The organism is Phyllobacterium sp. P30BS-XVII (assembly GCF_014138335.1).
GTDB lineage: Bacteria > Pseudomonadota > Alphaproteobacteria > Rhizobiales > Rhizobiaceae > Phyllobacterium > Phyllobacterium meliloti.
In genome coordinates this window covers 264534-289238 of record NZ_JACGXO010000001.1, presented here as the reverse complement: position 1 = coordinate 289238, position 24705 = coordinate 264534, and the positions used below count along the sequence as shown (strand labels likewise).

At 56.9% G+C, this 24705-nt stretch carries 25 protein-coding genes; 12 read left to right on the top strand and 13 right to left on the bottom strand.

Translation table 11 applies throughout. From position 1 onward, the window contains the following. Positions 1-2: 2 nt before the first annotated feature. From FHW17_RS01435 to FHW17_RS01400, 8 genes are all read right to left on the bottom strand, one after another. On the bottom strand, positions 3-1040 hold the full coding sequence (locus FHW17_RS01435; RefSeq protein ID WP_113095130.1) for a sulfate/molybdate ABC transporter ATP-binding protein: 1038 nt from the start codon (positions 1038-1040) through the stop codon (positions 3-5). A gap of 11 nt (positions 1041-1051) precedes the next feature. Beyond that, the gene (gene cysW, locus FHW17_RS01430; RefSeq protein WP_112528110.1) at positions 1052-1936 is read right to left on the bottom strand and encodes a sulfate ABC transporter permease subunit CysW; all 885 of its coding nucleotides are present in this window, start codon (positions 1934-1936) and stop codon (positions 1052-1054) included. After that, positions 1926-2786, bottom strand: coding sequence for a sulfate ABC transporter permease subunit CysT (cysT, locus tag FHW17_RS01425; RefSeq protein WP_112528112.1), 861 nt, complete (start codon positions 2784-2786; stop codon positions 1926-1928). The genes cysW and cysT overlap by 11 nt, the downstream gene beginning before the upstream one ends. A gap of 4 nt (positions 2787-2790) precedes the next feature. Beyond that, positions 2791-3822 carry a sulfate ABC transporter substrate-binding protein gene (locus FHW17_RS01420; RefSeq protein WP_091878848.1) on the bottom strand — a complete coding sequence of 344 codons (1032 nt, stop codon included), beginning with the start codon at positions 3820-3822 and terminating at the stop codon, positions 2791-2793. A 327-nt stretch (positions 3823-4149) separates the two neighbouring features. After that, a complete protein-coding gene (locus FHW17_RS01415) occupies positions 4150-4326 on the bottom strand; it encodes a hypothetical protein (RefSeq protein WP_162700209.1) in 177 nt (58 codons plus the stop codon). 17 nt (positions 4327-4343) lie between these two features. Then, positions 4344-4850 carry a hypothetical protein gene (locus FHW17_RS01410; protein WP_112528114.1) on the bottom strand — a complete coding sequence of 169 codons (507 nt, stop codon included), beginning with the start codon at positions 4848-4850 and terminating at the stop codon, positions 4344-4346. Positions 4851-5277: 427 nt separating this feature from the next. Next, the gene (locus FHW17_RS01405; RefSeq protein WP_227987388.1) at positions 5278-5979 is read right to left on the bottom strand and encodes a GntR family transcriptional regulator; all 702 of its coding nucleotides are present in this window, start codon (positions 5977-5979) and stop codon (positions 5278-5280) included. Further along, complete coding sequence (locus FHW17_RS01400) at positions 5976-7358, bottom strand: formimidoylglutamate deiminase (protein WP_182509057.1); 1383 nt, start codon at positions 7356-7358, stop codon at positions 5976-5978. Before FHW17_RS01400 ends, FHW17_RS01405 begins: the two co-directional genes overlap by 4 nt. 268 nt (positions 7359-7626) lie before the next feature. Between FHW17_RS01400 and hutI the strand changes: the two genes are divergently transcribed. The 9 genes from hutI (at position 7627) to FHW17_RS01355 (ending at position 16505) form a co-directional block, all read left to right on the top strand. Continuing rightward, positions 7627-8820 (top strand): imidazolonepropionase, encoded by a 1194-nt coding sequence (hutI, locus tag FHW17_RS01395; RefSeq protein WP_246706716.1) that lies wholly within the window; start codon positions 7627-7629, stop codon positions 8818-8820. Between the two features lie 2 nt (positions 8821-8822). Further along, a complete protein-coding gene (gene hutH / locus FHW17_RS01390; protein WP_182509055.1) occupies positions 8823-10364 on the top strand; it encodes a histidine ammonia-lyase in 1542 nt (513 codons plus the stop codon). Continuing rightward, positions 10361-11161: an N-formylglutamate deformylase gene (gene hutG / locus FHW17_RS01385; protein ID WP_112528124.1), complete on the top strand. Its 801-nt coding sequence runs from the start codon at positions 10361-10363 to the stop codon at positions 11159-11161. Before hutH ends, hutG begins: the two co-directional genes overlap by 4 nt. Positions 11162-11163: 2 nt before the next feature. Continuing rightward, positions 11164-12834 (top strand): urocanate hydratase, encoded by a 1671-nt coding sequence (gene hutU, locus FHW17_RS01380; protein WP_182509395.1) that lies wholly within the window; start codon positions 11164-11166, stop codon positions 12832-12834. Beyond that, on the top strand, positions 12834-13385 hold the full coding sequence (locus tag FHW17_RS01375; protein WP_182509054.1) for a HutD family protein: 552 nt from the start codon (positions 12834-12836) through the stop codon (positions 13383-13385). Before hutU ends, FHW17_RS01375 begins: the two co-directional genes overlap by 1 nt. A gap of 106 nt (positions 13386-13491) precedes the next feature. Then, positions 13492-13875: a hypothetical protein gene (locus tag FHW17_RS01370; RefSeq protein WP_112528130.1), complete on the top strand. Its 384-nt coding sequence runs from the start codon at positions 13492-13494 to the stop codon at positions 13873-13875. 115 nt (positions 13876-13990) lie between these two features. Then, positions 13991-15355 (top strand): PepSY domain-containing protein, encoded by a 1365-nt coding sequence (locus FHW17_RS01365; RefSeq protein WP_182509053.1) that lies wholly within the window; start codon positions 13991-13993, stop codon positions 15353-15355. Positions 15356-15378: 23 nt separating this feature from the next. Beyond that, the gene (locus FHW17_RS01360) at positions 15379-15915 is read left to right on the top strand and encodes a copper chaperone PCu(A)C (RefSeq protein WP_246706715.1); all 537 of its coding nucleotides are present in this window, start codon (positions 15379-15381) and stop codon (positions 15913-15915) included. Further along, positions 15915-16505, top strand: a complete 591-nt coding sequence (locus FHW17_RS01355) for an SCO family protein (protein WP_113095122.1) — start codon at positions 15915-15917, stop codon at positions 16503-16505. The genes FHW17_RS01360 and FHW17_RS01355 overlap by 1 nt, the downstream gene beginning before the upstream one ends. 49 nt (positions 16506-16554) lie before the next feature. Here FHW17_RS01355 and FHW17_RS01350 read toward each other — a convergent pair whose 3' ends face one another. Then, positions 16555-17418, bottom strand: a complete 864-nt coding sequence (locus FHW17_RS01350; RefSeq protein ID WP_182509052.1) for a sigma-70 family RNA polymerase sigma factor — start codon at positions 17416-17418, stop codon at positions 16555-16557. A gap of 142 nt (positions 17419-17560) precedes the next feature. Here FHW17_RS01350 and FHW17_RS01345 point away from each other — a divergent pair, with 142 nt between their 5' ends. Both FHW17_RS01345 and FHW17_RS01340 read left to right on the top strand, forming a co-directional pair. Further along, on the top strand, positions 17561-18019 hold the full coding sequence (locus tag FHW17_RS01345) for a carboxymuconolactone decarboxylase family protein (RefSeq protein ID WP_182509051.1): 459 nt from the start codon (positions 17561-17563) through the stop codon (positions 18017-18019). Positions 18020-18142: 123 nt separating this feature from the next. Further along, positions 18143-19360 (top strand): Mrp/NBP35 family ATP-binding protein, encoded by a 1218-nt coding sequence (locus tag FHW17_RS01340; protein ID WP_182509050.1) that lies wholly within the window; start codon positions 18143-18145, stop codon positions 19358-19360. 220 nt (positions 19361-19580) lie between these two features. Here the strand turns inward: FHW17_RS01340 and FHW17_RS01335 are convergent, their stop codons facing one another. Then, entirely contained in the window at positions 19581-21209 is a 1629-nt protein-coding gene (locus tag FHW17_RS01335) for an alpha-D-glucose phosphate-specific phosphoglucomutase (RefSeq protein WP_182509049.1), read from the bottom strand. A gap of 137 nt (positions 21210-21346) precedes the next feature. After that, entirely contained in the window at positions 21347-21964 is a 618-nt protein-coding gene (locus tag FHW17_RS01330) for a L,D-transpeptidase (protein ID WP_112528145.1), read from the bottom strand. 179 nt (positions 21965-22143) lie between these two features. Here FHW17_RS01330 and FHW17_RS01325 point away from each other — a divergent pair, with 179 nt between their 5' ends. Further along, positions 22144-22638 (top strand): MmcB family DNA repair protein, encoded by a 495-nt coding sequence (locus FHW17_RS01325; RefSeq protein ID WP_112528147.1) that lies wholly within the window; start codon positions 22144-22146, stop codon positions 22636-22638. Between the two features lie 100 nt (positions 22639-22738). On the opposite strand, the gene FHW17_RS01320 is transcribed toward FHW17_RS01325, so the two are convergent. Further along, positions 22739-23302 carry an ActR/PrrA/RegA family redox response regulator transcription factor gene (locus tag FHW17_RS01320; RefSeq protein WP_091878818.1) on the bottom strand — a complete coding sequence of 188 codons (564 nt, stop codon included), beginning with the start codon at positions 23300-23302 and terminating at the stop codon, positions 22739-22741. 68 nt (positions 23303-23370) lie between these two features. After that, on the bottom strand, positions 23371-24675 hold the full coding sequence (locus FHW17_RS01315) for an ActS/PrrB/RegB family redox-sensitive histidine kinase (RefSeq protein WP_091878816.1): 1305 nt from the start codon (positions 24673-24675) through the stop codon (positions 23371-23373). Positions 24676-24705: the final 30 nt, after the last annotated feature.

Genomic DNA, 24705 nt, shown 5'->3' with positions numbered 1-24705 from the left:
GGTTAAACCTTCGGAAAAACCCGCCAATGCTTGGGACGAAAGGCGATGCGGCTCTTTTCCTTGGCCGGATGATCAGCGGGAATTTCAATCTCGACGCGTTCCGCCGCGCCGCCGATTTCAAGTTCCACACGCCTTGTCGCCCCCACGCGTCGGCTTGCGATGACAGTCCCGGCAATGCAGCCGCCGCAACCATCGACCAGTTCGACATCATGCGGGCGGAAATAAAGTGTTGCTTCGCCGTCGGGAGCATCGTTCTTGAGGCCGAGCGCGCGATCCGCCAGCCAGATCTCGCCGCTTTCTATCCGCACCGACAACGAGCTTGATTCGCCAATAAAGCCATAGACGAACGGAGAATTGGGCGTGTCATAGACCTGATCGGGTGTGCCAATCTGCTCGATCTTGCCCTGGCTCATCACCACCACACGGTCGGCGAGTTCCAGTGCCTCGTCCTGATCATGCGTCACAAAAACCGTCGTGTGCATGGTCTTGTCGTGAATTTCCCGCAGCCAGCGGCGCAGTTCTTTCCGCACCTTGGCGTCAAGCGCACCGAATGGCTCGTCAAGAAGCAATACGCGCGGCTCAATCGCCATGGCGCGGGCAAGGGCGACGCGCTGGCGCTGGCCACCGGAAAGCTGGGCCGGGTAGCGCTTTTCCAGTCCGCTCAGCTGCACGAAATCGAGCAGCTCTGACGAGCGGCGGCGGATTTCCTCATTGCTCGGGCGGCTGGCAGAGGGGCGTACTTTGAGACCGAAACCAACATTGTCGATCACAGTCATATGCCGGAACAGGGCATAGTGCTGAAACACGAAGCCAACATTGCGTTCCTGCACGGATTTCAGAGATGCATCTTCATCACCGAAGAACACCTTGCCCTCGGTCGGGGTTTCCAGACCAGCAATCAGGCGCAGGAGCGTTGTCTTGCCTGATCCCGATGGGCCGAGCAATGCTATCAGTTCCCCCGAATTGATATCGAGCGATACGTCGTGCAACGCCGGAAAGCGATCAAATTCCTTGCGTACACCACTTACGCGAACGTCCATCTTAATTCCTCTCAGTGTCCGCCATTGGCAGCCAGTTCCGCACCATATCTCAACTCCAGAAGAGTTTTGAGAACGAGCGTCACCAGCGCCAGCAGCGCCAGAAGCGAAGCCACTGCAAAGGCAGCGACCGTATTGAATTCGTTATAGAGAATCTCGACCTGCAGCGGCATTGTGTTGGTCAGGCCACGAATATGGCCTGAAACGACGGACACTGCGCCAAACTCTCCCATGGCACGGGCGTTGCACAAGAGCACGCCATAGAGCAAGCCCCATTTGATGTTCGGCAGGGTGACATGCCAGAAAGTCTGCCAGCCATTGGCACCAAGCGAAAGCGCGGCCTCCTCATCGGTCGTGCCCTGTTCCTGCATCAACGGGATCAGTTCCCGCGCAACGAAGGGGAAGGTTACGAAAACCGTTGCCAGAACAATGCCCGGAACAGCAAACAGGATTTCGATCCCCTGCGATTTGAGCCAAGGCCCCAGCGCGCTGTGACTGCTGAACAACAGCACATAGACAAGTCCCGAAATAACCGGGGAAACCGAGAAAGGCAGATCGATCAGCGTCGTCAGAAACGCCTTTCCCTTGAATTCGAACTTGGCAATGGTCCAGGCTGCGACCACGCCAAAGACGAGGTTGAGCGGAACAGCAATCACCGCCACCAAAAGGGTCAACCGAATGGCGGAAAGCGCATCCGCATCGGCAAAGGCTGCAAAGTAAGCCGCGGGACCTTTGCGAAACGCCTCAAAGAAAACCGAGATGAGCGGCAGAAGCAGGAACAGCCCGAGAAAGGCCAGCGCCACGCCAATCAGCACGAAACGCGCCGTTCGGCTTTCCGTGGTTGCCGGGTGCCAGGCTTTGGTTGCAGGCTCGGGAGGTTGTGGCAATTCATGTCGCATAGCCATACCTCCTGCGGCTCCAGGCCTGAATGAGATTGATGACAAAAAGCATCGTGAACGAAATGATCAGCATGATTGCCGCGATTGCCGTGGCGCCCGTATAGTCAAACTCTTCAAGCCTGATAACGATCAGAAGCGGCGCAATTTCCGAGATATAGGGAAGATTGCCAGCAATAAAGATCACCGATCCGTACTCGCCAACAGCACGGGCAAAGGCGAGGGCAAAACCGGTGAGGATCGCTGGTGTCAGTCCGGGCAACAGCACACGCGTGATCGTCTGGAACCGCGTAGCGCCGAGGGTGGCGGCTGCCTCTTCCACTTCCTTGCGGATTTCTTCCATCACTGGCTGCACGGTGCGCACGACGAAAGGCAGTCCGATAAAGATCAGGGCAATCGTTATGCCAATCGGTGTAAAGGCGACCTTGATCCCCAGCGGATCGAGCCATTTACCGATCCAGCCATTTTTGGAATAGAGCGCCGTCAGCGCAATACCGGCAACAGCCGTTGGCAATGCAAAGGGCAAATCCACAATGGCGTCGATGATCCGGCGGCCCGGGAAGCGGTAGCGCACCAGCACCCATGCAACGATAACGCCGAACACAACATTGATAAGCGCGGCCACGAACGATGTGCCAAAGCTGATTTTCAGCGCGTTCAGTGTGCGCGGATCTGTTGCGACATGCCACATGCCGCCCCAGCCGAGCGAGGCGGAACGCCAGACCAGACCGGCCAGTGGAATAAGAACGATGAGGGTCAGATAGGCAAGAGTGAAGCCGAGTGTCATTCCGAACCCTGGAATGACACTCGGCCTCTTAAACCGCCAACCTGCCTTGGCAAGGTTGGAAATCATGCTGTCACTTTTTCGGCTTGTAAATCTGGTCAAACGTTCCGCCATCTCCGAAGTGATAGGGCTGTGCTTTAGCCCATCCACCGAAGATTGGATCATCGATCGTCACCAGTTTCAACTCCGGCAATTTCTTCAAGATGTCAGCAGGCACCAGTTTAGGCTCCGCCGGGCGATAAAAATGCTTGGCGGCGATGGTCTGGCCCTCTGCGGAGTAGAGATATTGCAGGTAGGCTTCGGCTACCTTGCGCGTGCCCTTGGCATCGACATTGCCGTCGACAACAGCCACGGGCGGTTCAGCCAGAATGGATTGCGGCGGGACAATGATGTCGAACTTGTCAGCGCCGAATTCATCCGAAGCAAGATAGGCTTCATTTTCCCATGCGAGCAGAACGTCGCCAAGCTCGCGCTGGGCAAAGGTTGTGGTCGAACCGCGTGCGCCGGAATCAAGCACAGGAACATGCTGGAACAGATTGCCGATATAGTCCTTGATCTTGGCTTCGTCGCCGCCGTACTGGCCATAGGCCCAAGCCCATGCTGCAAGGTAGTTCCAGCGGGCGCCGCCCGATGTTTTCGGATTTGGCGTGATGACTTCGACACCATCCTTGACCAGATCGCCCCAGTCCTTGATGCCTTTCGGATTGCCCTTGCGCACGAGGAAAACAATTGTGGATGTGTAAGGAGCCGAATTGTGCGGATATTTGGTGCGCCAATCAGGATTGATCTTCTTGGTCGCCTTTACGATGGCTGAGATATCGCTCTCCAAAGCCAGTGTCACCACATCGGCATCAAGGCCATCGATGACGGAGCGGGCCTGCGCACCGGAGCCGCCATGCGAGGTCTGGATCGTCAGGGTTTCGCCCGTATCGGCCTTCCACTTTGCTGCAAAAGCCGCGTTGTAGTCCTTGTAGAGTTCGCGGGTCGGATCGTATGAGACGTTCAGAAGCGTCGTATCCGCATGGGCGGCAGACAGCGATTGAAAGGAAACTGTTGCGGCGAACAATGCTGCCGCCAGCGATAGCGAAAATCGGGAATGTTTCATGCCTGCCTCCGTGTAGTGTGACCTGAAGCGTAGCAGAGCGACCCGCATAGCGGGCGTTGGAAAGAATTCCTTTTATATCGATAAATTAGAAAATTCTACCTGAATACCTAAGTCTACAGAAACAGTAGTCTATTATCCGTTGGCCCGGAATTTTGCCCGCGACAGGATTCTTCCCCGGCTGTCAAGCGCAAGCGTCAATTAAATGGATGGTTGGGTTTAGTGCGGTGAAGAAAACTGGTTGCGTGCGAAATAATATTTCATCGGCAGCTTGTGTTGTCCGCGTTGAAGAACAGTACCGGCACGAGGCCGGTACCGGACTGGAGGCTCTTATTTTCTGAGCAGCAGGTCGGCCGGTTCCACCGACGCAACTTCCGTGAAAGTGCTCGTTACGGCCTTGGCTTCGATGGAAGCACGCACCGTGAGCGGCGTGATAAAAATCGCCAGAGTCAATACGGCAGTCGCGGCGATTGAGAGGCGTCGTTCCATGCGGGAGCTGATGATCATTATATTTCCCCTTCTTCTTAATGGTACTTCGCCCGCATCGGGCGAGAAATGATGTCATCGATTGCAAATTTCGGGATCGGCAAAAGCACCTGATCCAGTTCCACCAATGTTTCGGCAAAACCAATGGCTGCGTTTTCGACTTCCTCATGCCGGGACGGACATGCCATGGCATTGAGGCAGGTTCTTGCTGCAAGCATGTCGCAATTTTGAAGTCCGGCGATCAGACCCAAAGTCAGGCATTCTTCCTTGCACACATGGTGCGAGCCGAACGGGAATGTCTTCAGCGGGCACAGGGCGCAATGGCGCAGCGTGCGGATAAAGAAAGACAGTTCCGACAGGGCGCGATTGCCTTCACGGGTGCCGAGAATTTCGCTGTAAAGTCCATAAGCCATTTCCCAGGCAATCACCGAGCCGGTTTCAAACCCGGCAGTCCAGCGGCGATAGCCTTCAAGCACGAGCTTTTCCGGCGCGCGGTCGAAATAACAACCCGTACCGTTCCCGATTTCAGATGTGCGTGGATACATGTCCACTCCCATCCTGCTCATTGTTGCGGATCAAGGCAGTAAATTCGTTGCGGCATAACCAGGCAACGGGCTGCGTCAGCCTGTTGAGGCCGGAAGCAGAATGTGGACGCCGCGGATGCAGCGTAGAGACCACGCGCAGGCGTGGCAGAAAAAGACCTATCACAGGGTCCTCCAATCGAACGGGTTCAAGGCCCAGACATCAAAGGTATGCACTCTTGTGCCCGTGCATAAAGGCAATGCTTCGATTCAAAGTCAAATGATAATTTCGGAAAACAATGAAAAATATCAATAGCTTAGAATTATTCTAGGAAATTATGAGTATTTTAGTAGACAATTGTTCTGGCAAGTTGACAAATCACCGCACCTCAGCGGTCTTTACCAGCGTAAGCCGTGCGAACCGCATCCTCAGGAATTTCAGGAATTTTATCTAAAGCTGCGTCACCATCCGGTGGGACGAGGGGTGGATCATCCGCACGAATGTAATCGGCTTTTGCGGCACGAACGTAACGCGCTCGACAATGAACACCGCATCCTTTTCGGCAACACCGAGAATCTCAGCTTCTTCAGCCCCGGCCACACCGGCATGAAAGACAATCTCGGCCTGTGAAAACGGCGAGTGCGTCACCAGCCATTCGTTTGGGCTGATGGTTTCGAATGTTTCGCCGCGTATGGAAGGCACCGCATCCAGATTGACCCAGCGATCTTCATATTGATAGGCCTTGCCGTCGGACAGATGCAGGCACCGCACATGCAGCATTTCCTTGCCCTTGGTGAGGCCCATGCGCTGGGTAATGGTTGCCGGTGCCTTCTCAACCCGGTTGGAAAGCAGCTTGAATTGGTATTTTCCGCCCTTTGTCTCGATTTCCTGCCTGATAATAGGAATGACAAAGCGTGCTTCGCGCATTGGATGCAGGGCAACCCGTGTTCCGGCCTTGCGCTTGCGTACAAGCACGCCGCCACGCGCCAATTCCTGCAGGGCGCGATTGACAGTTGCGCGGGCGCAGCCAAACTCGACAGATAAAACTTCCTCGCCCGGGATCAGCGCACCGGGAGCCCAGACCCGCTCGGCGATGCGGCGGGCCATTTCGGCCTTGATGGCGTGGAAGGATTTTCGCGCTGTTGCTGTCACACCCGCTCCAGAATTGACGCAAGCCGCGTCTTGTAGGTTGCAAAGATTTGCTCGCGTGCATGATGGCGTCCGTCATGCACCACATGGCGGCCTGCCGACCACACATCGGTTACCGCATGCCTGTCGCCTGCAAAAATCCAGCCGTCAAGCAACCGGTCGCCCTTAAGACCAAGGATCGCCGGATTGTCGGCATCAACCGCGACCATATCGGCCCATTTCCCGGCGGCAAGACTGCCAGCCTTGCGGCCAAGCGCCTGTGCTCCGCCGGCGAGCGAAGCATCATAGAGCGTTCGCCCGTTGGACTTGCCGTCAACCGAAAGCGTCACCCGCGAGACATCGCGCAGACGCTGGCTGTATTCGAGCTGCCGCAACTCTTCCGATGGTGAAATGCGGATATTGGAATCCGATCCCGTACCGAAGCGTCCTCCCGCATTGAGGTAACGCACACCGTCGAATATGCCATCACCGAGGCTCGCTTCCGTCAGCGGGCAAAGGCCGACAACCGCGCCGCTTTTGGCCACGCGCAATGTTTCTTCGGGCGTCATATGTGTCGAATGGATGAGGCACCAGCGTTCATTGACGGGGAGGTGATCCAGCAGCCAGCTCATGGAGCGTTGGCCATAGACAGCCTGAACTTCTTCCAACTCCGGTAATTGCTCGGCAATGTGAATATGGAACGGCATGGCTCTAAACCGGCGCTCCAGCTCCAGAAGGTCATGTTCATTGACGGCGCGGATTGAATGCGGCGCGACGCCAAAGCCTGCGTCCGGACCGGTATGGCGGGCCGCTTTTTCGGCTGCCTCCGCCAGTTGCGAAAACCGCTCGACATCATTGCCAAAGCGCAATTGCCCGCCCGCAAGCGCCCGGCCATCGACACCGCCCTGCGCATAGGCGACAGGCAGCAATGTCAGGCCCATGCCGGTGGCACTGGCGGCAGCGGCGATCCGCTCGGACAACTCGCCAAGGCTCGCATAGGGTGTTCCACCCGGCTGGTGATGGACATAATGAAATTCCGCAACGCTGGAATAGCCGGATTCGAGCATCTCGACGAAGGCGAAGGCGGCGATGGCCTCGATATCCTCGGGGTCGAGAATGTCGAGAAACCGGTACATGATTGCGCGCCAGGTCCAGAAACTGTCCCGTCCTTCAGGGCTGCGTGCTTCTGATAGCCCCGCCATGGCGCGCTGAAAGGTGTGGCTGTGCAGATTGGCCTGAGCGGGGAGCAGGATAGGGGTGCGATAGCTGCTGGGGAGGGCGGTGCTGTTGGCTTCGACGGAAACAATTTGTCCAGTTGCATCGATTTGCACCAGAACATCATTTTCCCAGCCGTTTTCTGTAAGGGCAGAGCGGGCAAATACCGATTTGGCGACTGGATTCATTTTTTATTTCCTACGTACAAGCGGTTCACTCGGTTTTTGGTTCGTGGTTCGACAAGCTCACCATGAGGGAGAGTGAGGATGCAACGATAATCTCCAACGTTGCTGAATTGCGTTCCCCTCATCCTGAGCCTGTCGAAGGGCCTCATGGTGAGCTTGTCGAACCACGAACCAAACCCCCACACACAACAAACCCAACGGCTCCTTGACATAATATGTATATACATAATAACGTCATGAGCAAGCGCTAATGGGGATGGTATCAAGGCCAATGAGGAAAATTCTTTCCGGATTGAGAATTGCGACGCTGGAGAATACCGGTGCTGCCTATGGCCTGATCGATGCGGGTGCGATCGGCATTGAAAATGATTGCATTTCCTGGGTTGGCGCGACCATTCCGGGTGATTGGAAAGGCGTTGAGACGCAGGATTTCGGCGGACGTCTGGCAACACCGGCGCTGATCGATTGCCACACCCATCTGGTGTTTGGCGGCAACCGTGCGCGCGAGTTTGAAATGCGGCTTGAGGGTGCAAGTTACGAGGAAATCGCCCGGGCAGGCGGCGGTATTGTCTCCTCGGTCAAATCAACCAATGGTCTTTCCGAAGATGAGCTTGTTACACAAAGCCTGCCGCGCTTGGATACCCTGCTGGCGGAAGGTATTTCCACCGTTGAAATTAAATCCGGTTATGGCCTCAATATAGAAACGGAACTGAAAATGCTGCGGGTGGCGCGCCGCCTCGGCACGCTACGCCCGGTGCGCATCCGTACCAGCTACCTCGCTGCCCATGCGGTTCCGCCTGAATATCGTGGCCGCGCGGATGATTATATCTCCGAGGTTGTTTTGCCGGGTCTTGATGCCGCCCATGCGCAAGGACTGGTTGATGCTGTCGATGGCTTCTGCGAGGGCATAGCCTTTTCGCCCGCGCAGATTGCCCGCGTTTTTGACCGGGCCAAGGCGCTTGGCATCCCGGTCAAGCTGCATGCCGAACAGCTCTCCAATCTTGGCGGTGCAAAATTAGCCGCCTCCTATGGTGCGCTGTCTGCCGATCATCTTGAGTATCTGGATGAGGATGGTGCAAAGGCTATGGCTGCTGCTGGCACAGTGGCTGTGCTTTTGCCCGGTGCATTCTATGCATTGCGGGAAGAGCAGGCGCCGCCGGTCAAAGCCCTGCGCGAAGCCGGTGTGCGTATCGCTATCGCTACGGATTGTAATCCCGGCACATCGCCGCTGACATCACTGCTCCTGACCATGAATATGGCCTGCACCCTGTTCCGCCTGACCGCCGAAGAGGCGCTGGCAGGCGCAACGCGGGAAGCCGCCCATGCGCTTGGATTGCAGGATGATCTTGGCACAATCGCTCCGGGCAAGCGTGCCGAAATCGCCATCTGGAACGCCACGCAGCCCGCAGAACTTTGCTACCGCATTGGCTTCAATCCCCTCCACCAGCTCATCTTGAAGGCCTAACCATGACTGTCGTCCTCCACCCCGGTTCCGTTCCGCTTGCCGAACTGGAAAAAATCTACTGGCAGGGAATGCCGGTCAAGCTTGATCAGTCGTTCCACAAGGGCATCGAAGCTGCCGCTGCGCGTATCGCCGAAATCGCCGCCGGGAACGCCCCTGTTTATGGCATCAACACCGGCTTCGGCAAACTTGCTTCGATCCGCATTGATGCGGCTGATGTGGGAACACTCCAGCGCAATCTTATTCTGTCGCATTGCTGCGGCGTTGGTAATGCGCTGCCGGAGAATATCGTCCGGCTGATCATGGCGCTGAAACTTATTTCGCTCGGTCGTGGCGCTTCGGGTGTTCGCCCTGAACTGATCAGCCTGATCGAGGGTATGCTCGCCAAGGGTGTCATTCCTGTTATCCCCGAAAAAGGCTCGGTTGGTGCTTCAGGCGATCTGGCACCTCTGGCCCATATGGCTGCCGCGATGATCGGCGAGGGCGATGTGGTGTTTGCTGGAGCCCAGATGCCCGCCCGTGACGGCCTTGCCAAGGCTGGCCTGAAGCCGGTTGTGCTTGCCGCCAAGGAAGGTCTGGCGCTGATCAACGGCACGCAGGTTTCAACAGCGCTGGCATTGGCTGGCCTGTTCCGCGCGCACCGTTCCGCCCAATCGGCTCTGATCACCGGCGCATTGTCCACCGATGCGGCGATGGGCTCATCCGCGCCGTTCCATCCGGATATTCACACCCTGCGCGGTCATCGTGGTCAGATCGATACGGGTGCAGCGCTTCGCCGTCTGCTTGAAAATTCGCCGATCCGCGCAAGCCATATTGAAGGTGACGAGCGCGTTCAGGACCCCTATTGCATCCGCTGCCAGCCGCAGGTGGATGGTGCCTGCCTTGATCTCCTGCGCATGGCTGCCCGCACACTGGAAATCGAAGCCAATGCAGTGACCGACAATCCGCTGGTTCTCAGCGATGGTTCTGTGGTTTCGGGTGGTAACTTCCACGCGGAACCCGTGGCTTTCGCCGCCGACCAGATTGCGCTCGCAATCTGCGAAATCGGTTCGATTGCCCAGCGCCGCATTGCGCTGCTGGTCGATCCAGCCTTGAGCTATGGCCTTCCTGCTTTCCTCGCCCGCAAGCCCGGTCTGAATTCCGGCCTGATGATTGCCGAAGTGACCTCCGCTGCACTGATGTCGGAAAACAAGCAGATGTCGCACCCGGCCTCGGTTGATTCCACCCCGACATCAGCCAATCAGGAAGACCATGTGTCCATGGCCTGCCATGGCGCACGCCGTCTGTTGCAGATGACCGACAACCTGTTCTCGATTATCGGCATCGAGGCGCTGACGGCAGCACAGGGCATTGATCTGCGCAGCCCGTTGCAGACAAGCCCGGAACTTACCCGTGCCCATGCGGCGATCCGTTCCGTTGTGCCGACGCTGGATGAAGACCGCTATATGGCGCCCGACCTGAAAGCGGTTTCCGATCTTGTCGGTTCCGGCATTCTCAATGCCGCCATTTCCTCCGACATCCTGCCAGCACTGGATACCGCCCTATGAGTGTTGTTGATGTCAAACAGGGTTCATCCCCGGTCATTTTGGGCCTGCCGCATACGGGCACGGAGGTTCCAGCTGATATCTGGGACCGCCTCAACGAAAACGGCAAGCTGCTTGCCGATACGGATTGGCACATTCACACGCTGTATGATGGCCTTCTGCCTGAAGCGACGACGGTACGTGCGACGTTCCATCGTTATGTCATCGATGCCAATCGCGATCCTGATGATGTGAGCCTCTATCCCGGGCAGAATACAACCAGCCTCGTTCCTGAAACGGATTTTGACGGCAGATCGATCTGGCGCGATGGCGAAAAGCCTGCCGCCGCCGATACGCAAAAGCGGCTTGAACAGTTTCACAAGCCCTATCACGAGGCGCTTGCCGCTGAGATCAAGCGCGTGCAGGATATTCACGGCCTTGCCATTCTCTATGATTGCCACTCCATCCGCTCGCACATCCCCTTCCTGTTTGAGGGCAAGCTACCGGATTTCAACATTGGCACCAATCAGGGCGCAAGCTGCGCGCCTGAGGTGGCCGCAGCCGCCGGTCGGTTTGCCTTTGCGGCATCCGGCTATGATGGCGTCATGAACGGCCGTTTCAAGGGGGGCTGGACCACGCGCCATTATGGCAAGCCACAACTGGGTATTCATGCGATCCAGATGGAACTGGCACAGTCCACCCATTTGCAGACCGAAGCGCCGCCCTTTGCCTATGATGAGACGAAGGCCGAGCGCCTGCGCAAACATCTCAAAGACATTCTCGAAAATCTCGAACAAACCGCCTTCAAGCTGGGGAGCTAATGATGAACAATCCACGCCATAATATCCGTGAAATTCGTAGCCCCCGTGGTACGGAACTCAACACCAAATCCTGGATGACCGAAGCGCCGCTGCGCATGCTGATGAACAATCTCGATCCGGATGTCGCCGAAAACCCCAATGAACTGGTGGTTTATGGCGGCATTGGCCGCGCCACCCGTACATGGGATGATTTCGACAAGATCGTCTCCACCCTGAAAACATTGAACGAGGATGAGACCCTGCTCGTGCAATCCGGCAAACCGGTTGGTGTTTTCCGCACCCATGCGGATGCGCCGCGTGTGCTCATCGCCAATTCGAACCTCGTTCCCCATTGGGCCACATGGGACCATTTCAACGAACTGGATAAGAAGGGTCTGGCCATGTATGGCCAGATGACCGCGGGTTCATGGATTTATATCGGTACGCAGGGCATTGTTCAGGGCACCTATGAGACCTTTGTCGAGGCTGGCCGCCAGCATTATGGCGGCAGTCTCAAGGGTAAGTGGATTCTGACCGGTGGTCTTGGTGGCATGGGCGGCGCACAGCCGCTGGCCGCTGTTATGGCCGGTGCCTGCTGCCTCGCGGTTGAGTGCAATCCTGATTCCATCGATTTCCGCCTGCGCACGCGCTACGTTGATGCCAAGGCTGAAACGGTGGATGAAGCGCTTGCAATGATTGACCGCTGGACCAAGGCCGGCGAAGCCAAGTCCGTTGGCCTTCTTGGCAATGCCGCTGAAATCCTGCCCGAACTGGTGCGTCGCGGTGTGCGTCCTGACATCGTGACCGACCAGACCTCGGCGCATGATCCGATCAACGGCTATCTGCCCAAGGGCTGGAGCATGGCCGAATGGAAAGCCAAGCGTGAGAGCGACCCCAAGGCCGTCGAAAAAGCCGCCCGTGCCTCCATGCGCGAACATGTGGAGGCGATGATTGCCTTCTGGAATGCCGGTGTGCCGACGCTCGATTATGGCAATAATATCCGTCAGGTTGCCAAGGATGAGGGGCTTGAAAACGCCTTTGCATTCCCCGGCTTCGTTCCTGCCTATATTCGTCCGCTGTTCTGCCGCGGTATTGGCCCGTTCCGCTGGGCTGCACTTTCAGGCGATCCTGAAGATATCTACAAGACCGATGCCAAGGTGAAGGAACTGACACCCGGCAATACCCACCTGCACAACTGGCTCGACATGGCGCGTGACCGTATCGCGTTTCAGGGCCTGCCCGCACGTATCTGCTGGGTTGGTCTGGGGGATCGCCATCGTCTTGGCCTTGCGTTCAATGAAATGGTAAGAACGGGCGAGCTGAAAGCGCCCGTTGTCATCGGTCGCGATCATCTGGATTCCGGCTCCGTCGCCTCGCCAAACCGCGAAACCGAAGCGATGAAGGACGGCTCCGATGCGGTTTCCGATTGGCCTTTGCTCAATGCTTTGCTCAACACGGCATCCGGTGCCACATGGGTTTCGCTCCATCATGGCGGCGGTGTCGGCATGGGCTTCTCGCAGCATGCGGGCATGGTTATCTGCGCCGATGGTACTGATGATGCCAAGCGCCGTCTTGAGCGCGTTCTCTGGAACGATCCGGCAACCGGCGTCATGCGCCATGCGGATGCGGGCTATGAGATTGCCATTGATTGCGCCAAAGAGAAGGGCCTCAACCTGCCAGGTATTCTCGGCTGATGCGCATCCTGCGTGCGGCTGATCACCGGAAGATGCCATGGAAGAACGGCAAGGGTGTCACCACCGAAATTGCCGTTTTTCCTGAGGGTGCATCGGTCGACAGTTTCGACTGGCGTATCAGCATGGCGAAAGTACCCAATTCAGGCCCGTTCTCGGCCTTTGCCGGGATCAACAGGGTGTTGGCCGTGCTTGAAGGCGAGATGGTGCTGACGGTGGACGGCCGACCGCCTGAAAAGCTCGATCCGTCATGTCCGGCTATGGCATTCCCCGGCGATACGCCCACAAGCGCAAAGGTCTTGCATGAGGTGACGGATCTCAATGTTATGATCAGGCGCGGAAGATATCAGGCGCAGCTTAGCCGGTTGGACAGGGCGGTTGTGCGTGGCGATGGCGAGGCGACTTTTGTGCTTCTACGCGATAATGCCCAGCTTGCGTCGGGTGAAATGCTTGGACCCGACGATGTGTTGCATCTTGCAACATCGGAAACGGTAACATTCGAAACTATGCCGTCCCATGCATGGCTGATCGAGATCAATTTTCTCTCGTCATAAGTATCTCCGGGCATTTGTCGCTTTGCCGCATAGATTTCGCCTGCAAGCTGGAGTATCTGGTTAGCCGGAACCGCACAACGGGCCAAAATCGCACAACGGGGATGTGATGCGCAAATATGGATACGATTGGCAACTGGCTGTGCGCATGCTGTGCGCGCTGGCGCTTGTCTTCGTCGCCTTTGCCCATCAGCCCGTCATCGCCGCGCCCAGCGATCAGATTGATCTTGCTGCCTATACGCTGCCTGACGGCACCGTTCCCGTGCTCTGCCTTCCCGGCAGTGGTGATCAGGACCCGCACAAGAGCGCCTATCATGGCAATAGCTGCGAGGCATGCCGTCTTTCCGCATCGTTCATTCTTGCCACCCCGCCCCATACGGGTGGCTTGAAGGTCGAACCTGTTCGCTCGCTTGCCATCAAGCGTGAAGCGGTCCTGATTGCCCGCAGCCTCTATCCTCCGGCAGCGCCGCCGCAGGCTCCCCCACTCGTCTGACAGGAACCCTTTCGCACGCTGGTCCGCCATCGAACGGAAGGGTTGCGCCATTTTTGGCGCATCCATTGGCCTTTGACAGGTCAATCATTGTTGCTTTCGGACGATTGGAACACGCATGAGCGTCTCAACTCTGGCTTCGGAGAAGCCCAAGGACATCAGTCAATCTCTCTACCGCGCCATCTGGCGTTGGCATTTTTTCGCTGGCCTTCTGGTCATTCCCTTCATGCTCAATCTCGCCATCACCGGCGGGCTCTATCTCTTCAAGGATGAGATCGACAATACGGTCTTTGCCTATCGTAATGTCGTCACGCCCAAAAGCGAGACGCTTGCGCCATCGCTATTGATCAAGAATGCGCAAGCGGCGGTCCCGGATTCGGCAATCCTGCGCTATCGTGATCCATCAACGCCAATCCAATCGGCACGGGTAATTGTCGGCACCGATGCCGGGAAGGTGCTTGTCTTTGTTGATCCCTATACCGGTTCTGTTCTTGGCAAGGTTGCGGAGAAGCAGGAATTCAACTGGGTCGTGCGCAAGATCCATAGTCTGGTCTATTTCGGCTTTGCACTTGACCGGGTGGTCGAAGCCGTTGGCGGTCTCGCATTGATCCTCGTTGTCACCGGCTTCTATCTCTGGTGGCCGCGCAAGCAGAGTGGCGGTGTCATTACAGTGCGCGGCACGCCCGACAAGCGGGTGTTCTGGCGCGATCTGCATGCGGTGACTGGTGCGGTAGCCGGTGCCCTGATCTTCTTTCTTGCCATTACAGGCATGCCCTGGTCATCCTATTGGGGCGACAAGCTCAATGGAACATTGGCGAATAACGGTCTTGGCTATCCCACACAGCTCTGGAACGAGACGCCTATGTCGCAAATCCCGACAAAGGATGTGCTGACCGAAGCAGGCTGGACCGTCGAGAATGCACCTGTTCCAACCTCGACAGTTGATGGCGTCGTAAAGAGCGTTGGCCTCGATCAGATCGTCACATCCGCCAAGGCCGAAGGCATTACCCCCGGTTTCGAGGTTTCGCTGCCATCCGATCCGGAAGGTGTCTATACGGCGGCGATCTTTCCCGATGACATCGCCAAACAGCGGACAATCCATTTCGATCAATACTCAGGCAAGCCACTGGTTGATCTGAAGTTTGCCGATTACGGCGCGGGTGCCAAGGCAATCGAGTTTGGCATTGGCGTTCACATGGGCCAGTATTGGGGTCTCCTCAACCAGATTGTCATGCTTGTTACCTGCTTTGCCATTATTCTTGCGGCGGTTTCCGCCGTGGTCATGTGGTGGAAGCGCCGTCCTTCGGGTCGTCTTGGTGTGCCGCCCATGCCTTCGCAAAAAAGCGTCTTTGCGGCGCTGACTTTGGTCATCCTCGGCTTCGGTGTGCTCTTCCCGCTCACCGGGTTTGCCATTCTGGCGATGCTTGTTCTGGATCAGCTGATCCAGCGTATTCCTTCCCCGCTCAAACGCGTATTCTCATAACCAAACGGAACTGGAGAACGTCCATGAAATCCACTCTCAAATTTGCGGCTATTGCCCTTCTGGCGGCATCTTTTTCGGTGCCTGCACTGGCCCATGATCACTCGGCCATGAGCAAGGGCGATATGGCCAAGATGAAAAAAGACGGGGCACAGGATGCTGTGAAGGTCGGCAATCTTGTGTTCACCGATGCCTTCACCCGCGCCACTCTGCCGGGCGCCAAAGTGGGCGGCGGCTATATCTCGATCACCAATGAAGCCAAGGAAGCCGACCGTCTGCTCGGTGGCTCCAGCCCTGCCGCGGCCCGCGTCGAAATCCACGAAATGAAAATGGATGGCGAGGTGATGAAAATGCGCCAGCTTGCCGATGGTGTGGAAATTCCCGCTGGCGGAACCATCGAACTTGAGCCGGGCGGCATGCACCTGATGCTGCTCGAAATCAAGCAGCCGTTGAAGCAGGGTGAAACCGTCCCCGTCACACTGGAATTCCAGAAGGCAGGCAAGGTTCAGGTCAATCTGAAAGTGGAAGCCGCTGGCGCGACGTCCACGGGGCATGGCCAGTGATGAATGTACGCAATGTTCGCATAGCGCTGTGGTCGGTCATCGCTCTTTTGATGATCTTCCTTGCCTTTACCTATCTAAGTGCCCGCAATGGCAATGAGATAGAGCCGGTCAAGCTTGGTGCTCCGTTTTCCCTGATTGATCAGAACGGTGCGCCAATCACCCAAGCGGCGTTCGAGGGCCATCCGACAGCCTTGTTCTTTGGCTTTACCCACTGTCCGGAAGTCTGCCCGACCACGCTGTTTGAAATGGCGGGCTGGCTCAAGGCTCTGGGGGATGAAGGTAAGGATCTGCGTGTCTTTTTCATCTCTGTTGATCCTGAGCGTGACACGCCCGAGGTGATGAAGGGCTATACCGCTGCCTTTACCGACCGGATCACTGGTATCACCGGCGATCCCAAGGAAGTCGAGAAACTCATCAAGGGCTGGAAGATTTACGCCCGCAAGGTGCCGACAGAAAATGGCGACTACACCATGGACCATACGGCATCGGTGATGCTGCTCGACCGGGATGCCCGGCTGAAAAGCACCATCGACTACAAGGAAACCACAGAGATGGCGTTGAAGAAGCTGCGGCTTCTCATCGCCTCCTGATTTCCCGCAACGATGAACGAGGCCGCTATCCGGCCTCGTTCATGATGGTTCAATTGTCCAGCATCACCAGATCGAAGCCACCGAGGCGTTCCGGATCGGCAATAGCCTCGATATCGGTGATTTTTTCATCTACCATTGTCAGGTTCAGCACAACACGCAACTGGCCCTGGATAGAGACAACAATAGCCAGCGCACCATCGATAAGTGCTGGCAGTGCGCCCTGTGCTCGTCCCTTGAATGTATTGGCCACAGCCTCGGCACCACGAATTTCCGCTAGTGAGCCCATCTGTACCGCAGTATTGTCGGCACGGAAGACCACATCCGGATCAAGCAGCGCCAGAAGCGCACTGAAATCCCCGCCACGCGACGCGGCCAGAAAGGCAGTTACCACTTCACGCTGCCGGGCAAGATTGCGTTCCGGTGTGGTCTCGGTTCCCTGCACCCGCCGCCGTGCCCGGCTGGCAAGCTGCCGCGCCGCATCCGGCGTGCGGTCGACAATGGGCGCGATTTCGTCAAAGGACACGCCGAACATATCGTGCAGCACGAAAGCCAGCCGCTCGGCAGGCGCCAACTTTTCCAATACCACCAAGAGCGCTGCACCAACTGAATCCGCCATCACCACATCGCGTTCAGGATCGCCGCCCGCCACCGGTTCTGGCGTTTGCGGGGTTAGCTGGTCCTCACGGCGTGATTTGCGTGCGCGCAGCATGTCGAGACAGATGCGGGAGATCACGGTTGTCAGCCACCCGCCAAGATTATCGACGTCACCCGTTTCCGCGCGGTTGAGCCGCAGCCAGACTTCCTGCACCGCATCCTCAGCTTCGGTCATGGAGCCCAGCATACGGTAGGCAACCTGCCGCAAATGCGTGCGATTGGCCTCGAATTGCTCTGCCAGAAATTTTTTCTCGTTCATCTGTCACATTTCCTCATCCTGTTCCGTCAAAGCAATGACGAACGAAAGCCGGCGGATGTGACAAGAAATCGGAGCCGCTGAACCGTCAAGAGCAAAAGCCTGGATATTCAAACGCCGGGCCCCGAAAACGAGAGGAAAGAAAATGCAAGCACGTATGAGCAATCCCGCAATGATCAATCCTGACGCCATGAAAGCCTTACAGGCGCTCGCTGCTTCCACCAGCACGAGCGAGTTCCCCAAAGGTCTGCTGGAACTGGTCCATTTGCGGGCCAGCCAGATCAATGGCTGCAGCGTCTGTGTTGATATGCATCCACGCATGGCCCGCAAGGCTGGCGAAACCGATGAGCGCCTCTTTGCCGTCTCGGCATGGCGCGATACGCCTTATTTCTCCGATGCCGAGCGGGCGGCACTGGCATTGACGGAAGCTGTCACCCGCATTGCCGACAAATCCGACCCGGTACCGGATGATATCTGGAATGAAGCTGCAAGATATTTCGATGAAAGGCAGCTCGGAGACCTCGTTCTGGCTATTGCCAATGTCAATGTGTGGAACCGTCTCAACATCGCCACCCGGCAGATACCGGGTGTGTGGAAAGTCTGATCTGAAGTCACCCATTCCGCTGCGGCTGCAGGACAGGCCGCAGCGGAAGTTGCGCTTTGCCCCATTGGCGTTTCTATCCAACTGCACTATGTGAAGCGGTAAGGAACAAAAGGGACAACAAGCATGGCAGGCGTGACCAAGGAGCAGGTTCTCGATCAGCTGAAAACAGTGACCGGGCCTGATTTCAACAGCAATATTGTCGATCTGGGGCTCGTCTCCGATATTTTCATTGCTGACAACAAGGTGTTTTTCTCCATTACTGTTCCAGCGGCGCGTGCCCAGGAACTGGAGCCTCTGCGTTCCGCCGCCGAGCGTGTTGTCAAGAACATGCCAGATGTGGCCGGAGCTATTGTTGCGCTGACCGCCGAGAAAAAGGGCGGCCCGACCAGCGATGATGCCGTGCCGCGTCCGGCACCTGTTGCCCCGCAGCGTCCCGTCCAGCGCCCGGCACCCGCAGGTGCTGTTCCGCCGCCCCGCGTTGCCGCCCAGCCTGCGGCAGCTCACCAGCATGGCCACGCCGCCGCGCCAGTTAAATCAGGTGTTCCCGGTGTTGGCGCGATTATCGCCGTTGCATCGGGCAAGGGCGGGGTGGGCAAGTCAACAACTGCTGTCAATCTGGCGCTTGGCCTACAGGCCAATGGCCACCGCGTCGGAATTCTCGATGCGGATATTTATGGCCCGTCCATGCCGCGCCTTCTCCACCTTTCAGGCAAACCGGAAGTCGTCTCCGGCCGCGTGCTGAAGCCCATGGAAGGCTACGGTCTGAAAGTCATGTCGATCGGCTTCCTCGTCGATGAGGAAACACCGATGATCTGGCGTGGTCCAATGGTCATGTCTGCCTTGACGCAGATGCTGCGCGAAGTGCAGTGGGGCGATCTGGATGTCCTCGTTGTCGACATGCCGCCCGGCACCGGTGACGCGCAATTGACTATGGCGCAGCAGGTGCCGCTTGCTGGCGCGGTGATCGTCTCGACGCCGCAGGATCTGGCGCTGATCGATGCGCGCAAGGGCCTGAACATGTTCAAGAAGGTCGATGTGCCGTTGCTCGGTATTGTCGAGAATATGAGCTATTTCATCGCGCCCGATACCGGTAATCGCTACGACATTTTTGGCCATGGCGGCGCGCGTGCGGAAGCAGAGCGGCTCGGTGTTCCCTTCCTTGGCGAAGTGCCGCTGGTAATGGAAATCCGCGAAATGTCTGACGCCGGAACGCCCGTTGTGATCAGCAATCCCGAGGGGGCGCAAGCCAAGGTTTACCGCGAGATTGCCACCAAGGTCTGGGACCAGCTGCAGACAGCGAAGACGAAGGGCAAGGCGGCACCGGCTATCGTGTTTGAATAGCTTTGTTTGTGGGGCATTTCACCCCCCTCTGGGCTGTCGCCCATCTCCCCCACAGGGGGGGAGATCAGCTGTATTACTGACGTTGCACAATCTGCAACGCTTCCATTTGTGGGAAACCTTTCATGCCAATGTGATCTCCCCCCTTGTGGGGAGATGCCCGACAGGGCAGAGGGGGGTGAATTTCCCCCACCAACGGCATTAACCGTATATGCCCCATATCTCACGTAATCACGCTTGGCTTATCGCGGCCAGTGCGGGTCTTGATCTCGGTCAATTCGTCGGCAGCGCTGATAAGATCAGCAAGCGCGCTTTGTGTTTCAAGGCCGTGGCGCTTCGGGTCTGCCTCATAGCGCTCGATATAGAGCCGCAGTGTTGCGCCCGATGTTCCCGTGCCGGAAAGGCGCAGGACGATGCGCGAACCACCCTCAAAGAGGATGCGGATACCCTGATGCTGGCTTACCGATTTGTCGACCGGATCGTGATAGGCAAAATCATCCGCCGTGGTGATTGTCAGTCCCTGCAACGTCTTGCCAGCCAAAGTCGGCAACTTGGCGCGCAAGGTGTCGATCAGGCCATTGGCGGCTGCCGAATCCACTTCCTCGTAATCGTGGCGGGTATAGTAATTGCGCCCATAGGTGGCCCAATGTTCCCGTGAGATTTGCTGAACACTTTCCTTGCGCACGGCAAGGATGTTGAGCCAGAGCAGAACGGCCCACAGACCATCTTTTTCACGGACGTGATTGGAACCGGTGCCTGAGCTTTCCTCGCCGCAAATGGTCGCCATATCCGCGTCAAGCAGATTGCCGAAGAACTTCCAGCCTGTCGGCGTCTCGTACATGCCGATTTTCAGCTTTTCGGCCACGCGGTCCGCAGCGCCGCTTGTGGGCATGGAACGGGCAATGCCTTTGAGCCCAGCCTTATAGCCGGGCGCCAGATGCGCATTGGCTGCCAGCATCGCCAGTGAGTCCGACGGGGTGACATACATGCCCTTACCGATAATCAGATTGCGATCACCATCGCCATCGGACGCCGCGCCGAAATCAGGACCATCCGGGGACATCAGCAGATCGTAGAGATCTTTGGCATAGACGAGATTGGGATCGGGGTGATGCCCGCCAAAATCCTCGAGCGGCACGAAATTCACGCAGGTGCCATCAGGCGCACCAAGGCGGTGTTCGAGGATTTCCTTGCCATAGGGGCCGGTTACGGCATGCATGGAATCAAACCGCAGCGTGAAGCCTGACTTGATCAATGCGCGGATGGCATCGAAATCGAACAGCGTTTCCATCAGTTCCGCATAGTCGGAGACGGAATCGATGATCTCGACATCCATGCCGGCCAGCTGCTGTTTGCCAACGGTATCTATGTCGATGTCAGCGGCTTCGGCGATCCTGTATTCCTTGATCACCTTGGAGTTGGCAAAGACCGCATCAGTGATCTTCTCAGGAGCGGGACCGCCATTGCTGATATTATATTTGATGCCGAAATCTTCGGTTGGACCGCCCGGATTGTGGCTGGCGGAAAGAATAAGGCCGCCGAACGCCTTATACTTGCGAATGACATTGGAGGCGGCCGGTGTTGAAAGAATGCCGTGATGACCGACAAGGACCCGGCCAAACCCGTTGGCCGCCGCCATCTTCACGGCAATCTGGATGACTTCGCGATTGTAGTAGCGCCCGTCACCACCAATCACCAAAGTCTTGCCCTTATAGCCATCCAGCGAATCGAACACCGACTGGATGAAGTTCTCGACATAGTTCGGTTGCTTGAATTCGGGAACTTTCTTGCGCAGTCCGGATGTTCCCGGCTTCTGATCGTCAAATGGCGTGGTGGCTACGGTTTTAAACATGTGGACCTTCCCGGTTATGCGCATTGAGAACAATCTATGAGCGCCTTGTCGATCAGGTCAACAAGGCAAAAATCAGTTCGATAAATAAAAAGGCCGCCCGAGGGGCAGCCTTTTCGTGCAATTCATAAGCCGGAAAATTAAAGAACAACGACCTTCGCGCCCACTTCGGCGCGGTTGAAGAGGTCGATAATGTCCTGATTCATCAGGCGGATACAGCCGGAGGACATGGCCTTGCCGATGGACCACCATTCCGGCGTGCCGTGCAGGCGGTAGCCGGTGTCGCCGCTTTTATTGAAGAGGTAGAGCGCGCGTGCGCCGAGCGGATTCTGCAGTCCGGGGTCCATGCCGTCGCGGAATTCAGCCAGTTCCGGCTTGCGCTTGATCATTTCCTTTGGCGGTGTCCAGGTCGGCCATTCGCGCTTCAGGGCAATGCGGGCAGAGCCGGACCATTCAAAACCCTGCTTGCCGACGCCAATGCCGTAACGCATGGCGCGACCATCCCCAAGCATGAAGTAGAGGAACTTTGCATTGGTATCGACAATGATTGTCCCCGGTGCTTCCCCACTATCATAGCGAACTTCCTGACGCAGGAACTGCGGAGGAATTTTGGCGCGTGGAATGGCTGGAAGCACATATCCCGCGTCGGTCACAGAAGAATAGGAGGCAGTGGAATAGTTGAAGCCGAATGTGGAACAGCCGGTCAGAGCAGTTGCACCCATCAGTCCAACTGCAAGAGCGATCGTCTTGAGTTGCATAGTCACCCCATCAAGTATTGGCCGAATCCAAGGCGATTCAGTTGTCTTCCCTCATTACTGCCATTATTGTTAATGCTTGATTAACCGTAAAGCGTAGTTTTCTGTTAACCACGTTTTCTTCAACCAACTGGTGCATTTTTGCCGTATTCGGTTGCAGAGTTTTCAAAGATACTTGCGCCATGCCCCTTGTGATTCCCGGTCAGACCAGTCCGCTCATCGATGGACGCCAGTCGGAAAATGCCATGCTGGTGCGCCGCGGCGTGCAGCGGCTGTTTCTGGAGCTTGGTTTGGCTGTCGTGCCGGAGTTGCCTTTGGCCTCTGGTCGGCGGGCGGATCTGGTGGCTTTGTCGCGGAGCGGCGAAATATGGATTGTTGAAATCAAGTCATCGATTGAGGATTGGAAGGTCGACAGGAAATGGCCTGAATACCGGGCCCATTGCGACCGGCTGTTCTTTGCCACGCACCCCGGTGTTCCCGCTGAAATCTTCCCTGAGGATTGCGGGTTTATCCTGTCGGATGGCTATGGTGCCGAAATCCTGCGTGACGCGCCCGAGCATAAATTGCCGGGTGCCACCCGCAAGGCTATGACCCTGCGTTTTGCGCGGGTAAGCGCTGCACGCATGACGCTTGCCGAACTATCAGGAATACATTTGCCTGAAACGGATGTGGAGTAGGTGTTTGTGGTTCGACATAACAACCATGAGGGGGAGGCGTATCTCCCTCATGGTGAGTTGCACCTACTCCAGACGCTGCAAAAACCGATGAAATAGAAACTCAGCGCGGGGCGCGCTTGGCGAGGATGCGTTGCAGTGTACGGCGATGCATGTTGAGGCGGCGCGCTGTTTCGGAAACATTGCGGTCACACATTTCATAGACGCGCTGAATATGCTCCCAGCGAACACGGTCCGCTGACATCGGATTCTCAGGCGGTGCAACCTTGGCACCGGAGCGCCGGGTCAGTGCAGCAAACACCTCATCCGCATCGGCGGGCTTCGACAGGTAATCGATGGCACCGAGTTTCACGGCGTTAACAGCAGTCGCGATATTGCCGTAGCCGGTTAAGACAATTGCGCGGGTATCTTCGCGGCGCGCCCGGATTGCCTCGATGATATCAAGGCCATTGCCATCGCCAAGGCGCATGTCGACAACCGCATAGGCAGGTGCGTGCGTCTTGACGCTGGCAAGTCCGGCCTCGACCGATTCAGCGATCGCCACCGTAAACCCGCGGGATTCCATGGCGCGCGCAAGGCGCTGCAAAAAGGGCTTGTCGTCGTCAACCAGTAACAACGTTCGATCGCCGCCTATGGCCGCAATATCGTCCTGATCCGTGTGTTCCATCAGGGTTTCCTGCTCATTTCTTACAAATATACTCCGTTAATGGTTCGCAATGAACAAAAAGTCAAAGGTTATCCGTTTTGTTCATCAAGTTGATTGCGCGGCCAAGTCACAACAACTTCCGCGCCTTGGCCCGGATCATTGCGATTACGGAAGGTTATGGCTGCGCCGGAGCGTTCCAGCAGGGTTTTGGCGATGAAGAGCCCAAGACCAAGGCCACCACCATGTTCATTGATCTCGCGGTCGCGGCCAGTGGTATAGGGCTCGCCGATTCGGTCGAGAATATCAGCCGGGAAACCTTTTCCGTCATCGGCGACAACAATCTGCACTGTCTTGTCGGTCCAGCCCCAGCTGACCTCTATGGTCTCGCGGGCGAAATCCACGGCGTTCTCAACCAGATTGCCAAGGCCATAAATGATCCCCGGATTGCGGCGGATAACTGGCTCATGGCCTTCGCCGCGCAGTTTTGTTACCTCGATGCTGATGCCAAAATTGCGGTTGGGTTCGATGACTTCCTCGATCAGCGAGGAAATCTTCAACCGGGACATATGCTCTTCGCTCTCGGAGGAAAGGCTGGTCAGGCGCTTCAGAATTTCGCGGCAGCGATCGGTCTGTGAGCGTAAAAGTTCAACATCTTCAGCAAAGCGGTCATCCTGGGCAAGCGCGCGCTGCATTTCCTTGGCGACAAGTGCGATGGTGGCGAGCGGCGTGCCAAGTTCATGTGCAGCGGCGGCGGCAAGCCCATCAAGTGCCGAAAGGTGCTGCTCGCGTTGCAGGATCAGTTCCGTCGCGGTGAGCGCATCGGCAAGCAGGCGGGCTTCTTCGGCAACGCGGTAGGCATAGACGGCGGTAAAGACCAGCGCTGAAACAACGGAACACCAGACGCCCGCGACGAGCACAAACGGCAATTGCAGGGTCTCGTCAGGGTACCAGGGCAGGGGCAGGTGGAAATAGGCCAGTGCCGTTGCGCAGACGGTCACGAGAATGCCGAGTATGACAGTTGATGATGCTGGCAGCGATGTTGCGGAAATAATGACCGGAACAATCATGAGGACAGCAAAGGGGTTCTGCAAACCGCCAGTCATATAGAGCAGCCCGGCCACCTGCAGGATATCGAAGGCAAGAACGGTAATCGCTGCCCGTGGTTCAAGGCGGTGATTGATCGGATAGCGGAACGACAGAAGCAGGTTCAGCCATGCTGAGCAGGCGATCAGTGCGAAGCAGATGCTGACCGGGAACGGAAATTTCAGATAGAGCGCAACGAACAGAACCGCGATGCTCTGACCAGCAACCGCCAGCCAGCGCAGGCGGATCAATGTTGTCAGCCGCAGTCGCCGCGACAGATAGGAAGAGCGTATGCCGAATTCTTGAGCCATGGGCGAGCTTTAGAACAAACCCGATGCAAA

Bases quoted from the DNA above. Each gene is read 5' to 3' on its own strand.
- hutU (WP_182509395.1), top strand. From the start codon at position 11,164: ATGAACAATCCACGCCATAATATCCGTGAAATTCGTAGCCCCCGTGGT.
- FHW17_RS01345 (WP_182509051.1), top strand. From the start codon at position 17,561: ATGCAAGCACGTATGAGCAATCCCGCAATGATCAATCCTGACGCCATG.
- cysW (WP_112528110.1), bottom strand. From the start codon at position 1,936: ATGCGACATGAATTGCCACAACCTCCCGAGCCTGCAACCAAAGCCTGG.
- FHW17_RS01335 (WP_182509049.1), bottom strand. From the start codon at position 21,209: ATGTTTAAAACCGTAGCCACCACGCCATTTGACGATCAGAAGCCGGGA.
- FHW17_RS01370 (WP_112528130.1), top strand. From the start codon at position 13,492: ATGCGCAAATATGGATACGATTGGCAACTGGCTGTGCGCATGCTGTGC.
- FHW17_RS01365 (WP_182509053.1), top strand. From the start codon at position 13,991: ATGAGCGTCTCAACTCTGGCTTCGGAGAAGCCCAAGGACATCAGTCAA.
- FHW17_RS01330 (WP_112528145.1), bottom strand. From the start codon at position 21,964: ATGCAACTCAAGACGATCGCTCTTGCAGTTGGACTGATGGGTGCAACT.
- FHW17_RS01375 (WP_182509054.1), top strand. From the start codon at position 12,834: ATGCGCATCCTGCGTGCGGCTGATCACCGGAAGATGCCATGGAAGAAC.
- cysT (WP_112528112.1), bottom strand. From the start codon at position 2,786: ATGATTTCCAACCTTGCCAAGGCAGGTTGGCGGTTTAAGAGGCCGAGT.
- FHW17_RS01360 (WP_246706715.1), top strand. From the start codon at position 15,379: ATGAAATCCACTCTCAAATTTGCGGCTATTGCCCTTCTGGCGGCATCT.
- FHW17_RS01400 (WP_182509057.1), bottom strand. From the start codon at position 7,358: ATGAATCCAGTCGCCAAATCGGTATTTGCCCGCTCTGCCCTTACAGAA.
- FHW17_RS01350 (WP_182509052.1), bottom strand. From the start codon at position 17,418: ATGAACGAGAAAAAATTTCTGGCAGAGCAATTCGAGGCCAATCGCACG.
- FHW17_RS01325 (WP_112528147.1), top strand. From the start codon at position 22,144: ATGCCCCTTGTGATTCCCGGTCAGACCAGTCCGCTCATCGATGGACGC.
- FHW17_RS01410 (WP_112528114.1), bottom strand. From the start codon at position 4,850: ATGTATCCACGCACATCTGAAATCGGGAACGGTACGGGTTGTTATTTC.
- FHW17_RS01355 (WP_113095122.1), top strand. From the start codon at position 15,915: ATGAATGTACGCAATGTTCGCATAGCGCTGTGGTCGGTCATCGCTCTT.
- hutG (WP_112528124.1), top strand. From the start codon at position 10,361: ATGAGTGTTGTTGATGTCAAACAGGGTTCATCCCCGGTCATTTTGGGC.
- FHW17_RS01435 (WP_113095130.1), bottom strand. From the start codon at position 1,040: ATGGACGTTCGCGTAAGTGGTGTACGCAAGGAATTTGATCGCTTTCCG.
- FHW17_RS01320 (WP_091878818.1), bottom strand. From the start codon at position 23,302: ATGGAACACACGGATCAGGACGATATTGCGGCCATAGGCGGCGATCGA.
- FHW17_RS01315 (WP_091878816.1), bottom strand. From the start codon at position 24,675: ATGGCTCAAGAATTCGGCATACGCTCTTCCTATCTGTCGCGGCGACTG.
- hutI (WP_246706716.1), top strand. From the start codon at position 7,627: ATGAGGAAAATTCTTTCCGGATTGAGAATTGCGACGCTGGAGAATACC.
- hutH (WP_182509055.1), top strand. From the start codon at position 8,823: ATGACTGTCGTCCTCCACCCCGGTTCCGTTCCGCTTGCCGAACTGGAA.
- FHW17_RS01340 (WP_182509050.1), top strand. From the start codon at position 18,143: ATGGCAGGCGTGACCAAGGAGCAGGTTCTCGATCAGCTGAAAACAGTG.
- FHW17_RS01415 (WP_162700209.1), bottom strand. From the start codon at position 4,326: ATGATCATCAGCTCCCGCATGGAACGACGCCTCTCAATCGCCGCGACT.
- FHW17_RS01420 (WP_091878848.1), bottom strand. From the start codon at position 3,822: ATGAAACATTCCCGATTTTCGCTATCGCTGGCGGCAGCATTGTTCGCC.